The organism is Paenibacillus taihuensis (genome assembly GCF_003386535.1).
GTDB classification, from domain to species: Bacteria; Bacillota; Bacilli; order Paenibacillales; family Paenibacillaceae; genus Paenibacillus_Z; species Paenibacillus_Z taihuensis.
The window spans coordinates 28,122-52,025 of record NZ_QTTN01000040.1; the positions used below are offsets into that span (position 1 = coordinate 28,122).

Annotated in this window: 23 protein-coding genes; 4 read left to right on the top strand and 19 right to left on the bottom strand. The window is 54.1% G+C overall.

The features are described from left to right. The first annotated feature begins 8 nt into the window (after nt 1–8). Nucleotides 9–923 carry an ATP-binding cassette domain-containing protein gene (locus tag A8990_RS25000; protein ID WP_116191763.1) on the top strand — a complete coding sequence of 305 codons (915 nt, stop codon included), beginning with the start codon at nt 9–11 and terminating at the stop codon, nt 921–923. Then, nucleotides 920–1,708, top strand: a complete 789-nt coding sequence (locus A8990_RS25005) for an ABC transporter permease (RefSeq protein WP_116191764.1) — start codon at nt 920–922, stop codon at nt 1,706–1,708. Before A8990_RS25000 ends, A8990_RS25005 begins: the two co-directional genes overlap by 4 nt. A gap of 57 nt (nt 1,709–1,765) precedes the next feature. On the opposite strand, the gene A8990_RS25010 is transcribed toward A8990_RS25005, so the two are convergent. From A8990_RS25010 to A8990_RS25020, 3 genes are all read right to left on the bottom strand, one after another. After that, a complete protein-coding gene (locus tag A8990_RS25010; RefSeq protein ID WP_116191765.1) occupies nt 1,766–2,578 on the bottom strand; it encodes a TetR/AcrR family transcriptional regulator in 813 nt (270 codons plus the stop codon). A gap of 108 nt (nt 2,579–2,686) precedes the next feature. Continuing rightward, on the bottom strand, nt 2,687–3,019 hold the full coding sequence (locus A8990_RS25015) for an ArsR/SmtB family transcription factor (RefSeq protein ID WP_116191766.1): 333 nt from the start codon (nt 3,017–3,019) through the stop codon (nt 2,687–2,689). 77 nt (nt 3,020–3,096) lie between these two features. Next, nucleotides 3,097–4,824 carry a SulP family inorganic anion transporter gene (locus A8990_RS25020; protein ID WP_116191767.1) on the bottom strand — a complete coding sequence of 576 codons (1,728 nt, stop codon included), beginning with the start codon at nt 4,822–4,824 and terminating at the stop codon, nt 3,097–3,099. 161 nt (nt 4,825–4,985) lie between these two features. On the opposite strand from A8990_RS25020, the gene A8990_RS25025 reads away from it, so the two are divergent. Beyond that, nucleotides 4,986–5,558 (top strand): DNA mismatch repair protein, encoded by a 573-nt coding sequence (locus tag A8990_RS25025; protein WP_116191768.1) that lies wholly within the window; start codon nt 4,986–4,988, stop codon nt 5,556–5,558. Between the two features lie 229 nt (nt 5,559–5,787). On the opposite strand, the gene A8990_RS25030 is transcribed toward A8990_RS25025, so the two are convergent. The 5 genes from A8990_RS25030 to glcD form a co-directional block, all read right to left on the bottom strand. Next, on the bottom strand, nt 5,788–7,128 hold the full coding sequence (locus A8990_RS25030; protein WP_116191769.1) for an ABC transporter permease: 1,341 nt from the start codon (nt 7,126–7,128) through the stop codon (nt 5,788–5,790). Next, nucleotides 7,121–8,023 (bottom strand): ABC transporter ATP-binding protein, encoded by a 903-nt coding sequence (locus A8990_RS25035; protein ID WP_116191770.1) that lies wholly within the window; start codon nt 8,021–8,023, stop codon nt 7,121–7,123. Before A8990_RS25035 ends, A8990_RS25030 begins: the two co-directional genes overlap by 8 nt. 519 nt (nt 8,024–8,542) lie before the next feature. Continuing rightward, nucleotides 8,543–8,989, bottom strand: a complete 447-nt coding sequence (locus A8990_RS25040) for a hypothetical protein (RefSeq protein ID WP_116191771.1) — start codon at nt 8,987–8,989, stop codon at nt 8,543–8,545. A 125-nt stretch (nt 8,990–9,114) separates the two neighbouring features. Continuing rightward, entirely contained in the window at nt 9,115–10,542 is a 1,428-nt protein-coding gene (locus tag A8990_RS25045) for a (Fe-S)-binding protein (protein WP_181909771.1), read from the bottom strand. 13 nt (nt 10,543–10,555) lie between these two features. Then, nucleotides 10,556–11,971 (bottom strand): glycolate oxidase subunit GlcD, encoded by a 1,416-nt coding sequence (gene glcD / locus A8990_RS25050; RefSeq protein WP_116191773.1) that lies wholly within the window; start codon nt 11,969–11,971, stop codon nt 10,556–10,558. A 154-nt stretch (nt 11,972–12,125) separates the two neighbouring features. On the opposite strand from glcD, the gene A8990_RS25055 reads away from it, so the two are divergent. Then, a complete protein-coding gene (locus A8990_RS25055; RefSeq protein ID WP_116191774.1) occupies nt 12,126–12,842 on the top strand; it encodes a FadR/GntR family transcriptional regulator in 717 nt (238 codons plus the stop codon). Nucleotides 12,843–13,547: 705 nt separating this feature from the next. Here the strand turns inward: A8990_RS25055 and A8990_RS25060 are convergent. From A8990_RS25060 to ctaD, 11 genes are all read right to left on the bottom strand, one after another. Then, nucleotides 13,548–14,096 (bottom strand): D-lyxose/D-mannose family sugar isomerase, encoded by a 549-nt coding sequence (locus tag A8990_RS25060; RefSeq protein WP_116191775.1) that lies wholly within the window; start codon nt 14,094–14,096, stop codon nt 13,548–13,550. A 134-nt stretch (nt 14,097–14,230) separates the two neighbouring features. Then, on the bottom strand, nt 14,231–15,448 hold the full coding sequence (locus A8990_RS25065; RefSeq protein ID WP_245996202.1) for a carbohydrate kinase family protein: 1,218 nt from the start codon (nt 15,446–15,448) through the stop codon (nt 14,231–14,233). 2 nt (nt 15,449–15,450) lie between these two features. After that, nucleotides 15,451–16,611: a Gfo/Idh/MocA family protein gene (locus A8990_RS25070; protein ID WP_116191776.1), complete on the bottom strand. Its 1,161-nt coding sequence runs from the start codon at nt 16,609–16,611 to the stop codon at nt 15,451–15,453. Nucleotide 16,612: 1 nt separating this feature from the next. Next, nucleotides 16,613–17,464, bottom strand: a complete 852-nt coding sequence (locus tag A8990_RS25075; protein WP_116191777.1) for a class I fructose-bisphosphate aldolase — start codon at nt 17,462–17,464, stop codon at nt 16,613–16,615. A gap of 111 nt (nt 17,465–17,575) precedes the next feature. Beyond that, nucleotides 17,576–18,337, bottom strand: coding sequence for a DeoR/GlpR family DNA-binding transcription regulator (locus A8990_RS25080; protein ID WP_116191778.1), 762 nt, complete (start codon nt 18,335–18,337; stop codon nt 17,576–17,578). 12 nt (nt 18,338–18,349) lie between these two features. Continuing rightward, entirely contained in the window at nt 18,350–19,387 is a 1,038-nt protein-coding gene (locus A8990_RS25085; RefSeq protein WP_116191779.1) for an aldose 1-epimerase family protein, read from the bottom strand. Nucleotides 19,388–19,554: 167 nt separating this feature from the next. Beyond that, nucleotides 19,555–20,019, bottom strand: a complete 465-nt coding sequence (locus tag A8990_RS25090; RefSeq protein WP_116191780.1) for a DUF420 domain-containing protein — start codon at nt 20,017–20,019, stop codon at nt 19,555–19,557. Between the two features lie 45 nt (nt 20,020–20,064). Next, nucleotides 20,065–20,967, bottom strand: coding sequence for a cytochrome c oxidase assembly factor CtaG (ctaG, locus tag A8990_RS25095; RefSeq protein ID WP_116191781.1), 903 nt, complete (start codon nt 20,965–20,967; stop codon nt 20,065–20,067). 85 nt (nt 20,968–21,052) lie between these two features. Continuing rightward, nucleotides 21,053–21,370, bottom strand: coding sequence for a cytochrome C oxidase subunit IV family protein (locus A8990_RS25100; protein WP_116191782.1), 318 nt, complete (start codon nt 21,368–21,370; stop codon nt 21,053–21,055). A gap of 3 nt (nt 21,371–21,373) precedes the next feature. Beyond that, the gene (locus A8990_RS25105; protein WP_116191783.1) at nt 21,374–21,994 is read right to left on the bottom strand and encodes a cytochrome c oxidase subunit 3; all 621 of its coding nucleotides are present in this window, start codon (nt 21,992–21,994) and stop codon (nt 21,374–21,376) included. After that, the gene (gene ctaD / locus A8990_RS25110) at nt 21,991–23,883 is read right to left on the bottom strand and encodes a cytochrome c oxidase subunit I (RefSeq protein ID WP_245996203.1); all 1,893 of its coding nucleotides are present in this window, start codon (nt 23,881–23,883) and stop codon (nt 21,991–21,993) included. The genes A8990_RS25105 and ctaD overlap by 4 nt, the downstream gene beginning before the upstream one ends. Nucleotides 23,884–23,904 lie beyond the last annotated feature (21 nt).

The window sequence follows — 23,904 nt, forward strand, 5'->3', positions numbered from 1 at the left end:
TTGGTTAAATGAACCGCAATGCGATCGAAATTCGCGGCTTGCGCAAAAGCTACGGTCAGCAAACGGTACTGGGCGGCATTGACCTGACCGTGCAAGAAGGCACAATCTATGCATTGCTTGGTCCGAACGGCGCGGGTAAAACGACGCTCATTCACATTCTAACGACACTGACGGACGCCGATGCCGGCACCGCCAAAGTAGCCGGCTACGATGTAGCGACGGAACGGAATGGCGTCAAACGCTCGATCAGCCTGACCGGGCAATTCGCAGCGGTCGACGAGATGCTGACCAGCCGGGAGAATCTGACGATGATCGGCAGGTTATCCGGCCTGACCGCCACTGAGACGCGTGCCAGAACCGCCGAGCTGTTGGAAATCTTCGACCTGACTGCTGCGGCCGACAAACGGGTGAAGACCTATTCCGGCGGCATGCGCCGCAGGCTGGATCTGGCGATCAGCCTCGTCACCGAGTGCCCCGTCCTCTTCCTCGATGAACCGACTACCGGGCTCGACACAACAAGCCGCCGCGCCTTATGGGACATTATCATGCAGCTGAAATCCCGCGGGATTACGGTGTTTCTGACGACACAATACTTGGAGGAAGCCGATCAGCTTGCGGATATGATCTCTGTTATTTCAGGTGGGAAGGTCGTCGCGACCGGCACGGCGGAGCAGTTGAAGTCCCGCGTTGGCGGCGAAGTGATCGAGTTGCTCGACGAGCACGACAATGTCGTCATGTCCATTCCGACTAGCGGAAGCCTGCATGATGTTCGGCAAACACTGAATGGACTCGGTGAGAAAGCTGCACCTGGTACGCGCGTAACGATCCGCAAACCGAGCATGGACGATGTGTTCGTTACGCTCACAACGACGTCGACGGCGGCGTCGGCGATTCAAACCACGAATGAGGAGGCAGCGATATGACAACCGCACGCGCGATGGAAAGGAAAACTTCATTCTTCACGACGAACGCCGTATTTATTGGACGGAGCATCCGGCTAAGCTTACGTAATACCGAAGCACTGTTAATGGCCATCATTTTACCCGTCATGCTTATGCTGCTGTTCACTTACGTATTTGGCGGCGCCATCGACGCTACCGGTGACTATGTCGTGTATGTCGTTCCCGGCATCATTCTGCTGTGCGCCGGATTCGGCTCCTCCTCTACAGCCGTGAGCGTGGCGGAAGATATGACGAACGGCATCATCGACCGCTTCCGCACGATGCCGATCCAGAGCGTATCCGTCATCACGGGGCATATCGTGGCAAGCCTTGCGCGCAACCTCGTCGCGACCGCGATCGTCATCGGCGCCGGCCATCTTGTCGGCTATCGCTCCTCCGCTTCCGCTGGCGAATGGCTCGCTGCGATCGGGGTCATCGCGCTGTTCATTCTCGCTTTCACTTGGCTGTTCGCAGCCATCGGACTCTCGTCCGGCAACCCTAGCGCCGCGAGCGGATACGGCTTCGCCCTGCTGTTCCTGCCCTATCTCTCCAGCGCTTTCGTTCCGACGAGCACGATGCCGTCATGGCTGCGCGGCGTGGCGGATCACCAGCCGATCACGCCGGTCATCGAGACGATCCGCGGCTTGCTGAACGGAACGCCGATCCATGACAACGGATGGCTGTCGCTCGCTTGGTGCCTCGGCTTGCTGGCAGTCGCATTCATATGGTGCCTGCTTGTTTTTAAGCGGAAGGCTGGACGCAGGTAACATATCGGGATTACAAAAAAGCGCTCTGGCCAAGATGGCCGAGGCGCTTTTTCTACCTTATTGCTGTTTCCGATCCAGAAAAGCTTGGATCCCGTCAAGTATTCGCTCAAGACCGAAGTCGAAGTCGTTACCTACCGTATTCTCGCTTTCGTTCTCTCCCGTATAGGCGCCGGAAGCGACGATGGGATGCAAGTAAGGATATTGTTCCGCCGAGACGAGCTGCTTCAATGCGGCTGTGTAGCTGAGACCGCTAAACGCTTCCGGCGAAGAGCCCGCCTGAACGGCGCGAATCATATCCCGCTGAATGAGGCCGACGGATCTGGCATAGCTGCTGACCAGAAGGACAAACGACATTTTCTCAAAATCGTTCAAGGGCATATCCCGAAGCGCTCGCAGCGCCCAGTCGACGATCCGCAGATGATTAGGCGTCATGGGCACACCGGAGAGGGGGATATCACCGAACCAAGGATGCTCGCAGAACACAGCTACCGTTACCCGAACGTACTCCCTTATGTCGTCGCGCCAGTTATTAATCTCGCTTATCTCCGGAATCTCGTAGAAGCATACCGCTTCCTGCATGAGCAGAAGAAGATCCTCTTTGCTCTCGATGTACCGGTATAACGACATCGCGGAATAACCGAGCGATTGCGCGACCCGATTCATGGACACAGCCGCTAACCCGTCCTTATCGGCGATTGCGACAGCGGCGTCGACGATCATTTTGATGCTGAGCTCGCCTTTCGGTCCCCGCTTCTGCTGCTTGACGTAACCCCAGCTGATTCCTAAAGCGCTCGGCAAGCTTTGGCGCACATCCGTGTTGTCTGTGTTGTCTGTATTTGGAATCACTTCTGTTTCTTTGTCCTTCTCCATCTTTCAGATCCTCCGCTATCTTGCTCATCCACAGCCGAAATTGTGTACTATGTAAACAGTATATCACAACAGAGAAACCCGCCGCCATGACCATGACGACGGGCTTCCTTATGTTTTGCGGATATCCTCAAGCATTGTAATCGCATCTACGAGGTGATTGTCAAAGATCTGTTTCGCCACTGCCAGCAGGTCCTTGATCAGCGGATCCCTCAGTGAATACACGACGGTAGTGCCTTCTTTTATCCCGTAGACAACGTTCTTGTTGCGCAATACAGCGAGCTGCTGCGAAACCGCGGAGCCTTCGGAACTTAATATTTGCTGAAGCTCATTCACGTTCTTATTCCCCTCGCTAAGCAGCTCCAAAATACGGATCCGCATCGGATGGGCAAGCGCTTTGAAAAAATCGGATTTGAACTGCTGCATATTATGAAATTGGTTCATAAGTGCTTTCTCCCTTATCGTGTGGGCTTCGTATCTATAAATTATACCACATGAGCGATGCTGCTCCTTATATTCCTTCACGAAGGGGATCCCGCTTCGCGATTCGATAATGAGGTGCATTCTCGGAAGGCGAAGTGCGTACAGCCCAGACATTTTTTCCGATCCAATAGGTCGATTGCATATGTGATTGCCTCGCCCGTATGTCTGAAGAAGTAGGGTTTACCGATATGATCGTACAGCCCGGATCGTACCAGCATTCTGTGCGGCTGCCGCTGAAGGCCGGTCACCAGTACCATCACGCCCGATCGCTCCAGCTGTTTCACGATTCTCGCCAGATTCGCCTCTCCCGTTGTATCCATGAACGTAACGCTTCCCAGGCGAAGGATGACGATTCTCGGCTGCTGCTGCAGCAGCTCCAGAAACAACTTTTCGAATAGGCTTGCCGATCCGAAGAAGAGCGTGCCGCCTACGGAAATCACGCTGATTTGAGGACAATCATGGTCTTTGGATACCACGTACGGCCTGACTTTCTCATGCTTCTCCTGCCTGTCCGGGAGCACTTTGGCCACTGCCAGATCGTCGCTCATGCGTTTCACGAAGATCAACACGGCCAGCGCTAATCCAACTCCAACAGCTATCGTTAAATCGGTTAAGACGGTGAGCATGAATGTGGCGACCAGCACGATGGAATCGCTTGTTCTCGACTTCAGAATATGCATAAAATGTTTGCGTTCACTCATATTCCAAGCCACGAGCATGAGAATCGGAGCAATGCTTGCAAGCGGAATATCAGAGGCAAACGGCGCAAACAGCACGAGAACGACCAAAACGACAACCCCATGTATGATGCCGGATATCGGAGAAACCGCACCGTTCTTGATATTCGTCGCCGTTCTGGCAATCGCCCCGGTTGCGGGGATGCCTCCAAAGAGGGGAGCAATCATGTTCGCAATCCCTTGAGCGACTAATTCCCGGTTGCTGTTATGGCGGCTGCCTGTCATCCCGTCCGCAACGACGGCAGACAACAACGACTCAATTGCTCCAAGCATGGCGATGATTAGGGCCGGTTGGATCAGATGCGTAATGACGCCCCAGGATAGATTCGGAATATGTAAATGGGGTAAGCCGGCTGGAATAGCCCCGAATGAGGAACCGATCGTTGCGACATGCCCTTGGAACAGCAGGGAAGCGACGATGGTGGAAACGATGATACCGACCAAGGAGCCGGGAAATTTCGGCAGCACCATCGGGGTAATCAGAAGAGACATGAGACAGACCGATGCTGTAGCGATGCTATACAGATTCGCAGTAGCCAGATGGAGCATAATCTCGTTCATGTTCGGCAGGAAATACTCATGCTTGACGATACCTCGAAGGCCGATGAAATTGGAAATTTGTCCGCTAAAGATAATGACGGCAATCCCCGCCGTAAATCCGATGGTTACTGGACGCGGAATGAATTTAATCAACTCGCCAAGCCTGCATAACCCCATAATGACAAGAATAATGCCGGACATAAAACCGGCAATCAGTAAATTTTCATATCCATATTGGAGCACAATCGCGAAGAGGATCGGAATGAATGCTCCCGTCGGACCTCCGATCAAATATTTGGACCCGCCGAATAAGGAAATTAAAATCCCGGCAACGATGGTTGTGTAGATTCCATACTCAGGCTTGACGCCGGAAGCAATGGCAAATCCCATCCCTAATGGAATCGCGATAATGCCGACAATTAAGCCGGCTATCAAATCCTTGCGCAGCGATGCCAACCGGTAGCCCTCAAATCTTCCCGATCCTTTCACCGTACACACCTTCTTTATATTTGAATATCTGATTATTTGAATATATAATAAATGTACGTCCAGACTCGATCAAAGTCAATCGTCGGTAACCAACGGAATGCAATTGTGTTCAAATATCTTATTATTTGATTATTTAATTATATGGTTTGGAGTGTGTGAGAATGCCGGAAAACTTACGCGTGAGCAGGGAATCCATTATTGCAATGGGGATGGAAGCGCTGCATGAGATCGGATCCGATTACATTTGCAGCATTTGCATCATTAATGGAGGATCCTGCTGCCAGGGGTGTAAACAGCTTGCGCCCGGTGTCGGATGTCAGCTGAGGAATACGGGATGTACGGCATGGTTATGCGGATTTTTGAAGTTCTTTCTGTATGAGCTTGGCTTGCTGCAGGAGTGGATCGACTTCTGGGACGAAGTCCCCGGTCAAGGTTACAGAGAAGATTACACGCCGGAAACGTTTGTTGTAACAAAGGAACTGCGGCACCCGGACATACGGAAATTGGGCGAATCGTTTGCGGCCGATCTTCGCGAGCTTACGAAATCTCATCTTATTCCCGGATTCATCCTGAACCTCAGGGAGAAGTTCGATCGGTATATTGATCTATTAATGGAGCCCGGTTACGATCCTCAAAAGAGGGGCGGAATCAAGCAAAGAATTAAAATATGGTCAGGCATTTTCCAGCAATTCCAACAGGAGCTGCGCGAGTATAAACATATGCTAAACGTTTAGCCATAGATATAGCCATTATTCCTTGGCGAATCCGTTGCTCATCCCAAGCAGATTTTGGTGCATTTGGCGATCAGCTCTTTGCAAGGCTCCCCCATAACCGGATCGACGAATTCGACCGCGCACATCGCCCCAAGCCCACGCACGTCGCCTATATGAGGAGATTTCGGGCATGACAAAAAAACCTCTTACCCTGAGGGTAAGAGGTATCTCTTGCAGCTGCTTAGACAGCTTACTTATACGAACGCATTGCTTTGCCAATCTCGCGCAGCGTCGGCTTCTTGCCATACATGAGCACGCCTGCGCGGTAAATCTTCGCCGACAGCCAGCCTGCGGCTAGAATCGACGCGAGCAATATAGCAATCGACAGCCATACTTGCCATAGCGGCGGATCGGATAATCCGAGCCGGACGACCATCGCATAAGGCGAGAAGAACGGGATGAACGACGACACTTTCACAAGCGTCGAGCCTGGGTTCTGAATGCCTCCGAGGATACAGATGTAGAAACCGGCAAGCGAAATCATTGTGATTGGCAGGACCGCTTGACCGAGGTCTTCGGTACGGCTGACAATCGATCCGACTGCCGCGAACAGTGTCGCGAACAGGTAGTAGCCTGTTAAGAAGAACAGGAGCGCGTAGATAACGAGAACCGGATCGATATTGCTGAGCGAGATACCCATGTCGCCAAGCTTCTCTTTATTATGCGGCAGCGTCATGTTGATGACGATAACCACAATGTAGATCGCCAGCTGAACCAGCACAACAAGGAACATGCCGAATATTTTGCCGAACATCGCCCTTAGAGGGGCCACACTCGTAATGAGAATCTCCATAACCCGGGAGCTCTTCTCTGCCGTAATTTCACTGGCAATCATTTGACCGCTGATCATAATGGCCATGAAGAGCAAGATAATGATGACGTATACCGTCAGCATATCCATCCCCTGCTCCTCTTCCGTCTTGCCTTGGCCGATCGAGCCTGCGCCGCCGTTCGTTGAGATTTGCACCGTGTCGAGCTGGACCGGCGAACGCAGAAGCGTCATCAGCTCATCGCTTAGACCGCCGCCGCGTAGAATCGCCTCCTGCTTGACACCTTGAAGCGCGCCTTTCAGCGACTGCGATACCTTGCCTTCCATAAGGCTCTCCGACTTGTACGTCACGATCGGGAAATCGCCTTTGTTCTTGCTCGGCGTGAAGGTGATATATCCGTCGATCGTGCCATCGGCTACTGCTTTCTTGAGCGCTTCTTCATTGTCTTTATCCGAGTCGTTTGCCGGCTTAATGGTGACAATGTTCAGATCTGGCTTCGGCTGCTGGCTCTTGTAATATTCCGTAAGCAGCGTGCCGATCTGGCTGGCCGTAAACATCTGCGAGCTGGTCTGATCTACCGTTGTTACCAGGTAACCGACCGGCGTCGGCTTGCTTTCACCGCTAAACTGGGAAATGATATAGGGCAGGTTGATACCAATGCTCATAATGACTGCAATGATAAGTGTTGTAATCATAAAAGATTTTGCTCTCAGCTTGTTGCGCGCCGTAAATCCGACAACCGTCCAAAAGCCGCTATTCATGGTTCTCACCTACTGTCTTAATGAAGATTTCGTTAAGCGTCGGCTCCATAATTTCGAAGCGTGTTACATTCGTCTGACGGAGCGCTTGTTCCAGCACGGGCCGTCCCGCTTCTTCGCTGCTGATGAGCAGCTCGTAGCCATACTCATGGCGAGTGACGTTCATAACCCCATGAATATCGGCCAATCCGGACACGTCGCCCTCTGTAGCGAGGATGATGCGTTCCCGCGGAAACTGTTTCTTGATTGCTTTGAGATTGCCCTGCAGTACAGGATTGGACCTATGTAAAATCGTAATATTGCGGCATAGCTCCTCCACATGCTCCATCCGATGCGTCGAGAACAGGATGCTCGTGCCGCCGTCGCGAAGCTCTTTCACCGTTGACTTCAGCAGCTCTACGTTGACCGGGTCAAGTCCGCTGAATGCTTCGTCCATAATGACGATGCTCGGCTTATGGATGACCGACGCGATGAATTGGATCTTCTGCTGGTTGCCCTTCGACAGCTCTTCAACCTTCTTGCCGTAATACTCCGGCACTGCAAAACGATCCAGCCAGCGCTTCAAGTTCTGATCCGCATCCCGCCGCGACATGCCGCGCAGCTGCGCCAAATATATGATTTGGTCACTTACCATTACCTTCGGATATAGCCCCCGCTCCTCCGGCAAATAGCCGAGTCCGCGCAGCTGTTCTTTACTGTAGGCTTTGCCGTTGTACCGGATTTTGCCGGAATCCGGATAGATTAATCCGAGCACCATCCGCATCGTTGTCGTCTTCCCCGCCCCGTTCGCGCCAAGCAGACCGTAAATCTCCCCCTGCTCTACCTCGAAGCTGATGCCATTCACCGCTGTCTTCTCGCCGTACTGCTTGAAAACTTGTTCAAGTGATAATGCGTTCATTTCCTGGATAACTCCTCTCACAGACGTGATATGTACAGTATAAGCAAGAGGGGGAATGAAAGTAAACCATTGGTAAAAAAGGATAGTGGAGAAGCAGGAGGAGGAATAGGTGGGGGAAGCGTGCCCTCCGGGCACTCCTCCACCTACTCCTCCACTGAGGGAGGAGCAGAAAGAAGACCGCCGGATTTATACTTCCGGCGGCCTTCTGGTTCTCTTAGCCGACTTTCGGTGCGGTTTGGCTGCTGAGCGCATGTATGTGTTTTCTCTGCTGCAGAACGTTTGTTGGATTGTTCGGCTGCGAAGCTGAGAGATCCCAATACGCTCTCTCATTACCTGAATCGTGCCGTTTGTCCGCTGAGAGTGCCGATTCGGATCTCTCAGCGGTATAAAACAACCAACTCCCCCCCTCATCTGGAGCTGAGAGATCCCAATACGATCTCTCAGCGCTTGAATCGAGCCATTTGTTCGCCGAGAATGCCGATTCGGATCTCTCAGCCGAGTTTCGGCGCGGTTTCTCGATCAAGCCCCGTGCGCTTTCCCACTTTCACGGCTCGTATTCACGGAACAAGCCACGCACCGGCAGTTGACCGAATGCCGCCTAGTATCTTCCGCATCCTTATTCAATAGATCCAACAAGCACTCCTGCTCCCGCAGTCCCTTTGCAATATCGTAGTAAATATCGCTCAGCGGCGGCGGCGAAGCATCGTTGTCATATACGCCAGGAAACTGGCCAAGCTCCTGTACAACTGTAGATCGCCCGCTTCGGCGCGCTGGTCGAAATTGCCTCGATTCCCACTTCAAAATAACCAGCATCAGCAGCGCGGACCCTAGCATCCACAGCCCCGACCGCCATGACGAAGTAAAGCCGATGACAAGGCAAGCGAACCCAATCGCCGGATATATAAACACCACCGTAACCGTTGCAATGAGCAGCCTGATCAGCCAAGAACCGAGCGAACTCCCCATGGGCTGCACCTCTTTCACCTGTTGTTACTCATAGTTATGCAGCGACGGGTTATCCCTATTTTGACGATATAAAAAGACGACCGAACGCTCTCCCAAGCGCACAGCCGCCTCCAACCTCCAACCTACTATTCCTTGCAAATCCGCTCATGCAGAAAATCAACCAAATGCAGTGCCTCCATCTTCCCGCTCATGCCGTGCTTCTCGATGCCAAGCTTCATCTGCAGCAAGCAGCCTGGATTGCTCGTCAGCAAGTAGTGCGCGTCGGTCTGTCTCACATGGTCCATCTTATGATCGAGAATTTGACCCGCCATCTCCGGCTGGGTCAAGTTGTAGATGCCCGCCGACCCGCAGCAGCGGTCCGACTCGAAGAGCTCGACGAACTCCGCGTTCGCGACGCTCTTCATCAGCTTGCGCGGCGCCTCGGAGGAGCGCATGACGTTGCGCAGATGGCATGAATCCTGGTACGTGATGCGCACCGGATCAGCAGCCGAGAAGCTGACGCCGCTGCAGCTGCCACCGCAGCCAACGGCTGGAGCGCTCGCCTGCTCCTTGCCCGCTGCTACCGCGGTCGCAGCGGCCGTCTGCAGGCGGCCGTGCTCCACGAGCAGCTTGCTCACGTCAAGCGTCCTCTTCGCGAACCACTTGGCGTCGGTCGCATACTCCGGATCATCGTGCAGCAGATGATCGTACTCGACGAGCAGCGCGCCGCAGCCGCCCGCGTTCGAGGCGATCCAATCGACGCCCGCCGCTTTGAACGCGGTAATGTTGCGTTTCGCGAGCTCGCGCGCGCCGGCTTGCTCGCCGCTATGCGCATGCAGAGCACCGCAGCAGTTCTGCGACTTGGGAATGACGACGTCGAAGCCCGCCGCATTGAGCAGCTCGACCGTATGCTTGTTCGTCTCCGTGAACAGCACATCCATAATGCAGCCGCGGAACAAGCCGACGGTGCCGACACGCTCTCCCAGGGCGGGATGAACGGAACCGATCTGTTCCACAACGCCGCGATACGACGCATCGGGCAGGATGCGTTCCATCTGTTCCATATGCTTCGGGAACAGCTTCATAATGCCCGCGCCGCGCACGAGCTTCCGAAGCCCTGACTTCTGGTACACCTGCAGTGCGCCGCCTAGCAAGCGCATGCGTTCCTGATGCGGAAACATCCCCTCGAAAGCGGTCTTCCGCGCCAGCTTCACCCACCAGCGATGGCTCTCCGTATGCTGCTCCACCGAATCCCGCGCCTGCTCGAGCAGCTGCCCGTACTTCACGTCTGCGGGACATGCAGGCTCACACGCACGGCAACCGAGACAATGATTCATTTGCGTCTCGAATGCATAATCCGGGTCCATCAAGCCGTCCGCAACAGCTTTCATCAGTGCAATTCGGCCTCGCGGCGATTCCGCTTCGATTCCCGTCTCGCGGAACGTCGGACAAGCCGGTAAGCAGAACCCACAGCGCATGCAGTTCGTCAGTTGATCGTAGTTCAACGTACTCTTCAGCGTCGTTGCCAGCTCCCTGCACGAGCCACCATCTTTGCTCTCCTTCGCTTCCAGCATAGACACGAGCAGGTTAGGCATGGCCAAGCACCACCCTTTTGCGAGAAGCTTTGGCGAACATTTTGCCCGGGTTCAGAATGTTGTTCGGGTCAAAAGCCGTCTTGATCGCCCGCATTACTTCAATCCCCGCAGGACCTACCTTCCACTCCAGGTAAGGCGCCTTCACAAGCCCTACGCCATGCTCCCCGGTAATCGTGCCTCCGAGCCGAATCGCAGCTTCGAAAATCTCTTCAAAAGCCGCCTCAACCCGATGGATTTCATCCTTATCGCGCGCGTCCGTCGTCGCCGTCGGATGCAAATTGCCGTCGCCGGCATGCCCGAACGTACAGATCGTCACATTGTGCCGCTCCGCAATTTCATTGATCGCGAGCACCATCTCGGCGATCTTCGAACGAGGCACCGTCGCATCCTCGAGAATCGTCGTCGGCCGCAATCGCGCCAGCGCCGTGAATGCGCTCCGCCGCGCAGTAAGCAGCTTCAGCGCTTCGGCTTCATCGGCTGCAATGCTGACCCGCTCGGCATTTTCGCTTCGGCAAATGTCCGCGATGCGCGCAATGTCCCGCTCCACCATCTCGGGATCGCCGTCCTGCTCGATGAGCAGAATCGCATCCATCTCGAGCGGCAGCCCCAGCTTCGCAAAATCATCCACGACCCGGATCGTCGGATTATCCAGAAACTCGAGCGTTGCCGGAATGATGCGGTTCTCGATGATTTTGGACACCGTCCGGGCAGCGCCGTAGAGGTCCTTGTACATCGCAAGCATCGTCTTCTTCGTCTTCGGCGGCGGAATCAGCTTCAGCGTCGCTTCCGTCACAACGGCGAGCGTACCTTCCGAACCGACGAGCAGCTTCGTAAGATCATAGCCGGCCACATCCTTCATCAGCTTGCCGCCTGTCCGGATGATTTCGCCGCTGGCGAGCACGGCTTCAAGGCCGATGACGTAATCTTTTGTCGTGCCGTACTTAAGCCCCCGCAACCCGCCGGAGCATTCCGCGATGTTGCCGCCAATCGTCGATATCGCCATGCTGCTCGGGTCAGGCGGATAGAACAGCCCCAGTCCCTCGACATGCGTAATGAACTGCTTCGTGTTAAGGCCGGGCTGAACGGTTGCAGTCAGATTTTCAAGATCAACCTCCAGAATGCGGTTCATCCGGTGCATGACCATGACGACGCCGCCTTCGACCGGAACCGTCCCTCCGCACAGATTCGTGCCCGATCCCCGGCTCACCACAGGAACTCGCTCTTCATTAAGCAGCTTCAAGATCGTCGACACCTGCGCCGTATTTTCGGGATAAATGACCCCGTCCGGCAGCGATTGCAGCATTGGCGTACCGTCGTAGGAATGCGTAATCAATGATTCCTTGTCATCCTTAAACCACTGGCTGCCGACAATTTCGCGCAGCTTCTGTTTCACTGAGTCACCTAGCATAATAGAACGATTCCCCCCTAGCCTTATATGAATAATAGATCAGGTCATCTGATGACTTTGTTTTGAAAGTAGTATATCATAAGATGGAGAAACGGGATATCGAAAAATCGCGCTGACCACCGTCAATCGCACCGTTATCCGAAGGAGGACCTTCATGCAAGCAAAGCCGCTCAAGAGCTACGAATGGGTATCCCGCGAGCTGGGTGATCGCATCGCCGCAGGCGACCTGAAGCCGGGGGACAAGCTTCCCTCCGTTGTCGACCTCGCTGCTCAATATAACGTCGGGCGCTCCACGATCCGCGAAGCGTTAAGTGCGCTCAAGGCACGGGGGCTGCTCGACATCCGCCAAGGCGGCGGCACTTTTGTGCTTGCTCCTCCGGAGCCTCAGGAAGAATCGACCGCTGCTGTTCGAGAAGATTGGCTGGACCGCGCCGATTCGCTGCTCCAGCTGCTCGAAGTGCGCAAAGTGCTCGAGACCGGCTGCGCTTCGCTTGCCGCTAAGCATCGCAGCGCGGATGATCTTGCCGCCATGGAAGCCACGCTTGCGCAGATGGAGCAGCGGCTCGACGATGAAGCGTTCGGCGAGCAAGCCGATGTGCAGCTGCACGAGCAAATCGCACGCGCGTCGCGCAATCCGATGCTGGTCGAGCTGATGAAGTCGCTCTCGCAGCGCCTTCACGAGAGCATGCGCGATACGCGCTCGCTCTGGTTTTACGGCGAGCAGCAGTCAGCGCGCCGGCTGCTCGAGGAGCACAGCGGCATCGTCGACGCGATCCGGCTGCAGGATGCCGGCCAGGCCGCATCACGAATGGACGCGCATCTCTCCAAGGTGGAGCAGGTGCTGCGTGAAAAAACCGGCAGTCTCTCTTAGGAGATTGCCGGTTTTTTCTGCTGTAGAGCTCTACCGGGAGGAGCGGTCCCGCTTTGAGGCCGAATTGCTCTACTTCGCGCCCCGAGAGCGGCTTTTTCCTCTCTCATGCACCATTCTCGGCCAATGTAGCTACCTGGAGCACTCTCTTTCACTCATTTGGCCAATTTTTAGTTAATGTAGCTACCTGGAGGACACTCTTTTGCTCATTTGGCCGATTTTCGGCCAATGTAGCTACCTGGAGGACTCATCTTTCGCTCAATTGGCCGTTCTTCAGTTAATCTTACACATGTAACCGGTCTGCTGGAATTCTTTAGCTAAATCTCGCCGAATCTCACACATGTAGCTGGTCTGCTAGACTTCTTCGGCCAAAACTCGCCAAATCTCACACATGTAGCTGGTTGGCTGGACTTCTTTAGCTAAATCTCGCCGAATCGCGCACATGTAGCTGGTTCGCTGGACTTCTTTAGCTAAATCTCGCCGAATCGCGCACATGTAGCCGGTCTGCTGAAGTCGCAGTTTGATAAGAGAAAAACGCCTTAGTTTGTGTCCACTTTCTTGACAGAGGTCCAATTGCTCTACTTCGCGCCCCGAGAGCGGCTTTTTCCTCTCTCACGCACCATATCTGCTGTTGCCGCTCGCAGAGAGCGAGTTTCCCCTCTCTCAGTCCCAATCCCCAATGGCCAGCTGCCCTTCGCGCACTACAATCTACAGGTCTTCCTCAATCACCGGAATCCGCAACACATTCGGATCTGTAAAAATATCAAATTCATCGCGGCTCGTGCTTGAGAACTCCGACACGACCGCCCCTTTCTCGCCAGCCTGGAACCAGTGCTTCGTACCGGGAGGAATGGTGTATTGCTGCCCTTGAGTCAGTTCAACCTCGTGGAAAACCGTGTAATATTCTTCACTTCCGCGCGGCAATCGCGCTTGAATGGTGCCGTTGCTCTCGCCTTCGACATAGAGCCACACTTTGCCGTATCGGCAGCGAAATGTCTCCATCTTGCCCGGGTCGTCGCCAACCGGCGGATGAAGATGCTCTGGGCAAGTCTGGCCTGGGAACAAGACGAGCTCCTTCGCACAGTAGCGGTCCGTATTGATGTACGTCACAAGCTCGAGTCCCTGCAGCTCGAGGTTGCCAAGCCCAAATTCCGCAACTTCGATATTGCTGCGCTCCTCCGGTGTCAGCGTGATGCCAACCTGGTCAAACATCGCCGCCGTCCGCTTCTGCGCCGCGCGCACTTCGCTTCTTCTCATCTTAAGCGCCTCCTTACTTCTCCGCCGAAATTAAAGATCCACCTGCACCTGCAAAAGTTATCCCCTTAACCTTAACCTTAACCTTAACCTTAACCTTGCCCTTGCCCGCGACCACCCTGCTCCTGCTCCTGCTCCTACTCTTGCTCCTCGGGTCCATACCACACACCATCACTCGTTCCGCCGCTCCGCCAGCCCGGCAGCGCGAGCTTCACCTCGCGGCGGCGCCAGCCTGCCGCCATCCGCGATTGCACCGCGTCCCACGCGGGCACGCCGCTCGTCGCGTCCGCATGCTCCACGTTGCAGGCGCCGACTGCAACGGCGCCATCCAGCACCGCTTCAGGCGCAAGCCCCTTCAGCAAGCCCGCGAGGAAACCCGCGATCGTGCAATCGCCCGCTCCTGTCGTGCCGGCAACGACGACTTCGAAGCATGGCACCAGCAGCTCGCGGCCTACCCATGCGCCGAACTGCTCCGGCGCCGCGGCTCCAATCGCGGCAAGTTTCGCCGCATCGTCTGTCGTCCGCAGGTACAGACCGTGCTCGCCTAGCTTGAGCACCACGATGCTAACGCCCAGCTCAAGCAGCTCCTGCGAAAGCTCGCGCAGCAGCGGGCCTTCCGCGAACGGCAGCAGATCGTTCGTCCCATGCTGCGCGACTAACGCTTCGTACTGCTCTCGTCGCAGCATATACAGAATCTCTTCGAAGCTCGGCAGGAACACATCCACCTGCGGGAGCGCTTTCAAGAATATGCCGCGCCAGTCCGCGCGACCTGCAGGCGACTCCGGGTCCGGCTTCGCCAGATCAAGCGACACCGTAAGCCCGGCGCGCTTCGCCTTCGCGAGCAGCGCGGCGAGCTCGTCGCCGCCATCTTCATACATCTTCCGCATGAGCGGCGGATAGCCAAAATGAAACAATTTCGCGCCGGCGAGCGCCTCCTCCTGAATATCCGCAGCCGTGAACGTGTCATTGGCTCCGGTACAGTGCAGGAAGACCCGGTCAATATTCGGCGGATTAATGACGAGCGTATACGAGCTGCTCTCGCCAGCGGCGACTATCATGCCACTGGCTAATTCATCACCGCCGTAGCTGCGCAGCACATCCACAATCGCTCCGCCGAACATATCATCGCCGATCTTGCCCATCAGCTTCGTGCGCAGCCCGAGCCGGTGCAGCGCAAGTCCCGTGTTGGACACTGCGCCGCCTGTGGCAATGACCGCCGGGCCGATATCGACAAGCTTGCCCGGGACGAGGATCGCCCCCATCCCGTCCTTCATCTCATGCATTGCCGGGATGACATCGAGGCAAATATGCCCGGCAACGACCACTTCCGCACCTGCACGAGCAGCAGTGCTCACCGCTAATCCCTCCAGTCCAGCGCGATCGTTTGCCCTGTTCGTTCCGATGCAAGCGCCGCCGTAAAGACCCGATGGCTCCCTTGCGCCTCTTCCGGCGTCGCGCAGTAGAACGGCTGCTGCATCCCATCTCTGCCGTTTACGAGCTCATCGCAGAACGCCGCCCACATTTGCAGAATCGAATCCGAGAAGCCGAACTCGAAGATGCCGCCTGTAATCGTGCCATAAGCCGATTTATACGGGACATCAGCGACATGCCATGCTTGCTGCTTGCCAGGCGAATACGGCAGTATCGCGATTTGCTTCGGATTCTTCGTGCTGAATTCCGCCGACAGCTCCGTTCCTTGAATGCGGACAAACCAACTATTCGCATGCCCCGGTGCGATACGCTTCGTTGAGAGCACCATCGGGAATCCGCCATCCGCCGTTGCCACGTCGCAGGCAAGAATCGCGTTATCCCATGTCTCGCATGGTGCCATGCCGCCTTTGCCGTCTGGACGCTCGCTTACGATTTTGCTCAGCAGCGCACGAACGCTATTCGGTTTCCAGCCGAACCGCATCGGCAGATGCAGCACATGCATGCCGAGATCGCCCATGCAGCCGTACTCCCCGTTCGTGGCGATACGCCGCTTCCAGTTTATCGGCTTCGTAGGGTCCAGGTCGCTGGAATGCCAGAAGCCTGCCTCCACCTCGATAATTCGGCCGAACTTGCCCTCTTCCACCAACTTAATCAAGCTCTGCGCCCCTGGGAAAAAAGGAAACTCCGACGAGCAGCGAACAATCACTTCGGGATGTGCAGCAAGCGCAGCCGAAATCCGTGTATTCGCTTCCATATCAACGCCGAATGGCTTCTCGCCCAACAAATGCTTGCCGGCTGCAATAATATCGGAATAGATTTGCGCATGCAGGTTATGCGGCACTGCGCAATACACCGCTTCTACCTCGGGATCTGCCAGCAAATCACGATAATCGGTATAAGTGCGTTCCACGCTCGGGACTTGCTTCTTGAACCAATTCGTCGCTTCCATGTTCGCATCGCACACCGCTACGATCCGCGGCTCGAACTCCACGCGCTCCAGATGCAGCCATCTTGCCGCCGCGCTCGCGAATTCCTTGCCCATCAAGCCGCAGCCAATGACGCCGAACCGAATGATTCTTGTGCTCATTCTACTCCACGCCCTTTCCGCTGCCAAGAATGGCAAGTGCTTCCGAAGCCGACGCACCGTGATGAACGATCGCCATCAGCGCATTCGTCATGCCCGCCGGACTCGGATGCTGAATAACGTTGCGGCCATACACGATGCCCGAAGCGCCTTGATTCATCAGCTCGACCGTACGGTTCACAATCTCTTCATCGCTTGCCCGGCCGCCGCCGCGCACGAGCACCGGAATGCCGGAAGCCACTTCAATGACGCGGTGATATTCCGTCACGTCGTCGCAAGGGTCTGCTTTAATAACATCCGCGCCAAGCTCGACGCCTTGACGAACGAGCGGCATGATTTTGTTAATATCGCCATCCACCATGTAACCGCCCTTCGCCTCATTCGGCAGCATCACAAGCGGCTCAACCATAAGCGGCATCCCGTACTTCTCGCACTCGCTCTTCAGCAGCGAAATATTGCGAACGCACTGGTGGTGCAGCTCCGGCTGGCCAGGAAGGAGCAGCAGGTTCACGCATACCGCAACCGCATCGAGCGCAACCGCCTTCTCAATCGCCCGGTCGATAAGCTCGCTGAACAGAAAGCGAGGCAGCTCTGTACCATAAATATTCGCCGCATCTGTACGCAGAACAAGTCCCGGCTTCTTCTTGCCTGGAATGTTTTGCAGCCATTTGGCTTGACCGATGCTGAGCTGGATGCAATCCGGATTCGCCTCTACGATCGTCTCGATCGCTTGCTTCATATTCTCGATTCCGGACAAGAAAGAATACTCATTGAAGAAACCATGATCGACAGCTACATCAAAACATTTCCCTTGCTCGCTGAACATCCGATTTAAACGCGGTGCTATTGCTGACATGTGAACCATCCCCTCTGTTCCGTTAGAACAATAAATGTTCGTTTATAACATTATTCTAACTAAACCTCATTCTCCTGTCTACAATAATGTTTTAAACAAACATGTGCATACTCAATCTCTAGCAGCTAAAAGCTCCACATTACTTTCCCTGCACGCCTCCAGCAACGACTGCTCCGGCTCTTGATCGCAGACGATGCGGTGCACCGTATCAAGCGCTGCGAAAGAGAACAGCTCCTTCGCGCCAAACTTCGAATGATCGACGACGACATTTACCTCGGCCGCCTGTGCAATCGCCATCCTCTTAATCTCCGCCTCGTACATGTTCGAGTTGCTAAAGCCGTGTTTGGCACTAACACCTGTCGCTCCTAGAAAAATGCGGTTGAACGCCATTCGGCCAATCGACTCCGCTGCCCCGGGTCCAACAAGCGTCGATGTCGTTTCTAGCGCCATTCCGCCCGTCACGACTGTCGTGATCCGCTTCTCGAGCAGTTCCAGCGCAATGTTCAGCGCATTCGTCACTACCGTAATGTTCATGCCCGGCTTCAAATGACGCGCCACATACAGGGTCGTCGTCCCGCCATCGATGAAGATCGAGTCGTTCTCCTGCACGAGCGCAGCTGCCGCCCGGCCGATCCGGCTCTTCTCATCTGTCATCACGACAGAACGATCCTCCAGCGTCGCATCCTTCGATGCCAAGATTGCCCCGCCGAATGTACGCTTCACATAGCCAGCTAGCTCAAGCTTCTCCAAGTCGCGCCGAATTGTCATTTCTGTCACGCCGAACGTTTCTTTCAGCACCGCAACCTTCACTTCGCCAGTACTCTCCAGCATCGTCATCAGCTGCTGCTGCCGATCATTCAAGCTCATACTCATTGCTTCCCACTCCTACGTAATCGTCAAATCCACTTCATATTCCAGCGCTTCTCCCGGCTGCAGCATAACGAGTGTCCCTCTCTGTCTCTCGATCTCCATGCCCTCTACGCCGCAGTTGGCCGGCTCAATTCCAAGTGCATGCAGGCCTGCTCCCGGCATCTTCCACTGCACCAGCCTCGGAAGCGTATCCGATTTCCAACTGAGCGTTACTGCAAGCGGCGCCCGCAGCCCCGCTGCAATTGGAAACTCCGGCTGGCGGATTGTCACTTCGCGCCTTCCGTCAACCTCTTGCTCCGGCTCGTGATAATAGCAGCGTTCATGATATGGTGCTGCAGGCGCCGTCCATTTGTCATAGCCTTCAACAGGTATCCCGTCGACAATCGCTCTCACACTCCCTTTCGGGAATATAAGCTCCGACTGCTCCGTCAACAACGGATAGCCGAAGTTAAAATGATACAGCATCATATGCGGGCATGGCTCAAAGCCAGCATTCTCCACCACATCGCGAATCGAAATTCGGTTCTCGCCAAGCCTCGTCCGGATTTCCCGTCTTAGCCGCAGATGTCCGCCGAACATCGCATGCTCTTCGATAATACCAGCGATCCGAATCTCATACTCGTCGTCGACCCAATAGCCTTCAGCAGCAACCTGCCTGGCAGGCGTATGATGCGCTCTGCCATGCATACCGAAGTTTTGTCCCCCGCTCTCGACTGGAGCACCTACGTTAATTAAACCGCAAGTCATCAACAATCCGCCGGAAGCCGTTCGGAGCCAGCCGTTTTTCTTATCGTCATAGTACGAGGGATGCACATCGCCGCTAGCCGACTGCCAACAGAGTGAACCACCTGAGAAGGAAGCTGCCGAGATGTCGAGTCCCTTGTCCGGCGTTACGTCAAAAGCAAGTCCAGCCCCTGTACGCACCGAGATGACGGATGATCCATTCTCATTGCCATCAGCCAAAGTCAGCTTGCGGATACCGCCAACCTGTTCAATCCGTCCAACCCGGGCCTCAATCTCCCTGCGTGAATACGTTCTCCCATGAAGCTTCAACGAGGTTCGCCTCCTGATTGAAACAAACATATTTTGTTTCTTCCTAACATGTATTTTACTGGTTCCTGGCCTAGCTGTAAATGTGCCTCTCGCGCAAAAAAGAGCGGCAAACCTCTTTGCAGAGATTTACCGCTCTAATGCTCTTTCTATTTCTCATACCTAACTGCTTAGCCGCCGAACAGCACGTCAAGCACGGGCTTCGTGTGACCGCCCGGATACATCAAGTACAGCAGCACGTACACCGTAATACCTGTAATCGCCGTAAAGAACCACACGACAGATGTGATACGGCCCCACTTACGGTGCTTCGCGAAGCGGCTCTTGAATCCAAGCGTCAACGTCGTAATACCGAACACCGCACCTACAGTTGCAAGTACGATGTGGAAGAATAGAAACGTCAGATAGTACGGCTTCATCTCATCCGAGCCGCCCCAATCTGTATTGCCGACGAATACCGTCCGGCTCATGTAAATAATGAAGAACAGCAATGCCGCAGCAGCGCCGGCAAGCATCACTTTCTTATGCGCTTCAAGCTTACGCTTGATCGCGAGACTCCAGCCAATCGCTACGAGAATGGCACTAAGGGCAATGAAGGAGGTGCTGATCGCAGGCAATACATCATACAGTGACAAACATCATCCCGTCCAATCGTCTATAAATATAATCGCTTCTTCAGACTAATTCAGCGCGCCATGCTCTGGCAACGGATCGTCAGAATCAGCATGTTCTCTCTTATACCAGTGGAAGAAGACGTAGGCGAGAATAACGCCGTACATCACTTCTTGAACAAGCTTCATAATAATACCGCCAAGCTGCTGATCCTCGGCCGGGGACATCAGATTGAAGAATGTCGGCCCTCCTTTGAAGGAAGCTAGCAGTGAAGCAGGATCGCCGGATACACAGTAGCCCATGGCCTTCGCCCATACTTCAGGGTCGTTATAGGTGGCATACATCGGCGTGCTGTTGAAAATAATAAGCGCACAAGCAGGCGTGAGCAGCATGCCGCTTGCGAAGATATAAGCCATTTTGCGAACATCGGTCAGTCGGCTCCACTCCTGTACCGGGCAAGCAATCTGCCACCACATTAAGAATGCGGTAACTAGCAGAACCAGATAGTAGATCCGATGTACAGTAAAGTGAATCATGACATAGTCATGCACACTTGGCAAATGATAGAGCGAGAACAGCACGTTAAATGCAACGAGCGAGAATATCGGATGCGTCGCTCCTCTGAATCGCTTCCAGAACGGAGCCGAGAACATCGCCTTCCAGAGGTAGGCCGGAATACTAAACATGATGATTGGCGGCACAACAAGATACGCAACCGACATATCGACCATATGAAACGCAAACATCAGGTGTCCAAGCAATTCAAAAGGCCCGCCCTGCACCAAATAGTAGAGCACCATCCCCGTAACAAACAACGACTTCTGCGTCACCGTCACAGGCGGCGCTTCCGGCGCATGCTTTTCCTTCCAAGGTCCAGCCAAGTAGAAATAGAGAATGACTAATGCTGTCATAAAGAAGAAAAACCACGGGCTCCATAGCGCTTCAAAGCTGAAATATTGCAAACCAAGCATAATGGTACCCCTTTCCATAAACCCATACATTTACAGCAAAAGAGGGGGCCAGCAAGGACCTCCCTCTCTTCAATTTAGAACTTTATTACCACCAAGCCCAGTACTCGGCCATGATGACAATTGTGAATACGACGAATACGCCACCTAGAATACCTACGATCGGGAATACGTGTCCACGATCCTTCATGTGCATCCAGAAGCCCATTTGAACGAAGACTTGGATAAGCGCCATGACAACGAGCATCACATAGATGAACGTTGTATTAATTTCGCCTGCAGCAACCATTGCGAATGCAATGATTGTCAGCAAGATCGAGAAAATAAACGCGATAATATGCTTCTTAGGACCTTCGTGCTTATGGCGTTTGTTCTCTTCGGCAGCAGAATGTTGTGTTCCAGCCATTCGTTAGCCCACCTTTCCCATCAAGTACACGACGGTGAAGATGAATACCCACACGACGTCGATAAAGTGCCAGTACATACCGGCCACATATATCTTAGGAGCAGTAACGACATTCAAGCCTTTCTTTAACACTTGAGCAATTAGAATCGAGATCCAGAGTACCCCGAACAATACGTGGGCACCGTGGAAGCCGACCAGTGTATAGAACGACGAGCTGAATGCGCTTGTTGAGAATTTATGTCCTTCATGGACATAGTTGTTGAACTCGTAAATCTCCAGACCAAGGAACGCAAGACCGAAGATTACCGTAATGACAAGCCACCAAAGCATCGATTTCACTTTGTTCGTATGCATCGATTGAATCGCGAATACGCTTGTCAGCGAGGAAGTCAACAAGATGAATGTTGCAAGAGCTACAGTCGGCAGCTCGAACAGCTCATTCGCTGTCGGGTTGCCGTCGCCGACTTGATGGCGGAGTGCCAGGAACGCTGAGAACAGCGTTCCGAACAATACCGTTTCACCGCCAAGGAACAGCCAGAAACCAAGTACTTTATTGCGACCCTCGAGTGTTGCCTTTTCCGGTTCGTGAGGGAGTTTACCGTCTACGTGTGCGTGCCCGCTCATGCTTTAACCCCCTTATCTCGAAGAATTTCATCCGTTTCGATATGGAAGCCATGATCGTCAAATACGGAACGCAGGAACATACAAGTAAGCGTAATGGCAAGGCCGAAGATTGCGACAATGTGATGGTGCAGGATCCAAGCCCATGCGCCTGTACCATAGTCACCTTTCGCATACATGAAGCCTAGACCTGCGATGAACAGACCGATCGACATGAAGAGCGGCAGGCTCGATGGCGAAGGCATATGAATCGGACCAAGCGGCTCAGCTGGAACCATCTCTGTCTTACCTTCCATCTTCTCTTTCCAGAATGCATCATATCCGCGAACGAGCGGAGTTTGAGCAAAGTTATACTCAGGTGCAGGAGAAGGAATTGTCCACTCCAGCGTACGGCCATCTTCCCATGGATCGTTGGAAGCATTGCGCGGTTTCGCCGATGTTACTACGATGTTGATCAAGAAAACGATCGTACCAAGACCCATCGTCATCGCACCGATTGTCGAGATCAAGTTCAGGTTGTTGAAGCCCAAACCGTCGAGGTAGGTCCATACACGACGCGGCATACCCATCAAACCTAAGAAATGCTGCACGAAGAACGTCAGGTGGAAGCCGATAAAGAATAACCAGAAGAAAATTTTGCCGAGTGTTTCATTCAGCATGCGACCGAACATTTTTGGCCACCAGTAGAACAAGCCAGAGAACAAGCCCAAGATCAAACCACCAACGATAACGTAGTGGAAGTGAGCTACGACGAAGTAGGAATCGTGATACTGGAAGTCAGCAGGAGCTGCCGCAAGCATAACGCCTGTTACACCGCCCATTACGAACGTTGGAACGAAGCCGACTGCAAACAGATTCGCTGTTGTGAAACGGATCGAACCGCCCCACATGGTGAACAGCCAGTTAAAGATCTTAATACCTGTCGGTACAGCGATCAACATGGTTGCAATCGAGAACAATGCGTTCGCAACCGGTCCAAGACCTGTCGTGAACATGTGATGCGCCCAAACCATGAAGCCAAGGAAGCCGATGAGCACTGTTGCGAATACCATCGAGCTGTAACCGAACAAACGCTTACGCGAGAACGTACTGATAACTTCGGAGATAACACCGAATGCCGGCAAGATGAGGATATAAACCTCAGGATGTCCGAAAATCCAGAAGATATGCTCCCATAGTACTGCGTTACCGCCGTTAGTCGGTTCGAAGAAGTTCGCGCTGAATACGCGGTCGAACATCATCGCAACCAACCCTACAGTAAGCGCCGGGAAAGCGAACAAGATCAGAGCGGACGTGATGAAAGCCGTCCATGTGAACATCGGCATACGCATGAAGCTCATACCAGGAGCGCGCATGTTGATGATTGTTGCCAAGAAGTTGATACCGCCGACCAGCGTACCGATACCGGCGATTTGAAGACCGATGACATAGTAGTCAAGACCATGTGTCGAGCTGTATGTCGCTGTCGAGAGCGGAGCGTATGCTGTCCAGCCCGCATCCGGCGCACCGCCGGCAAACCAGCTGACATTCAGCAGAACGCCGCCCGCGAAGAATGTCCAGAAACCAATCGCATTAACGAACGGGAACGCAACGTCGCGTGCACCGATCTGCAATGGGACGATCGCATTCATTAACGCGAAGATCATCGGCATCGCCGCAAGGAAGATCATTGTCGTTCCGTGCATCGTCAACAATTCGTTGAACGTATGTGCCGCAACGAAATCGTTGAGCGGCTTCCACAGCTGAATCCGAATCAGGAGGGCTTCCAAACCGCCGACCAGGAAGAAGAATCCGCCCGACAGCAAGTACAGAATGCCGATTTTTTTATGGTCTACGGTAGTTAGCCAGTCCTTCAGACCGCTATACCGCTTCACCTTGTGTCCGTGAGCCAAAGTAGGTACCTCCTTCATTCC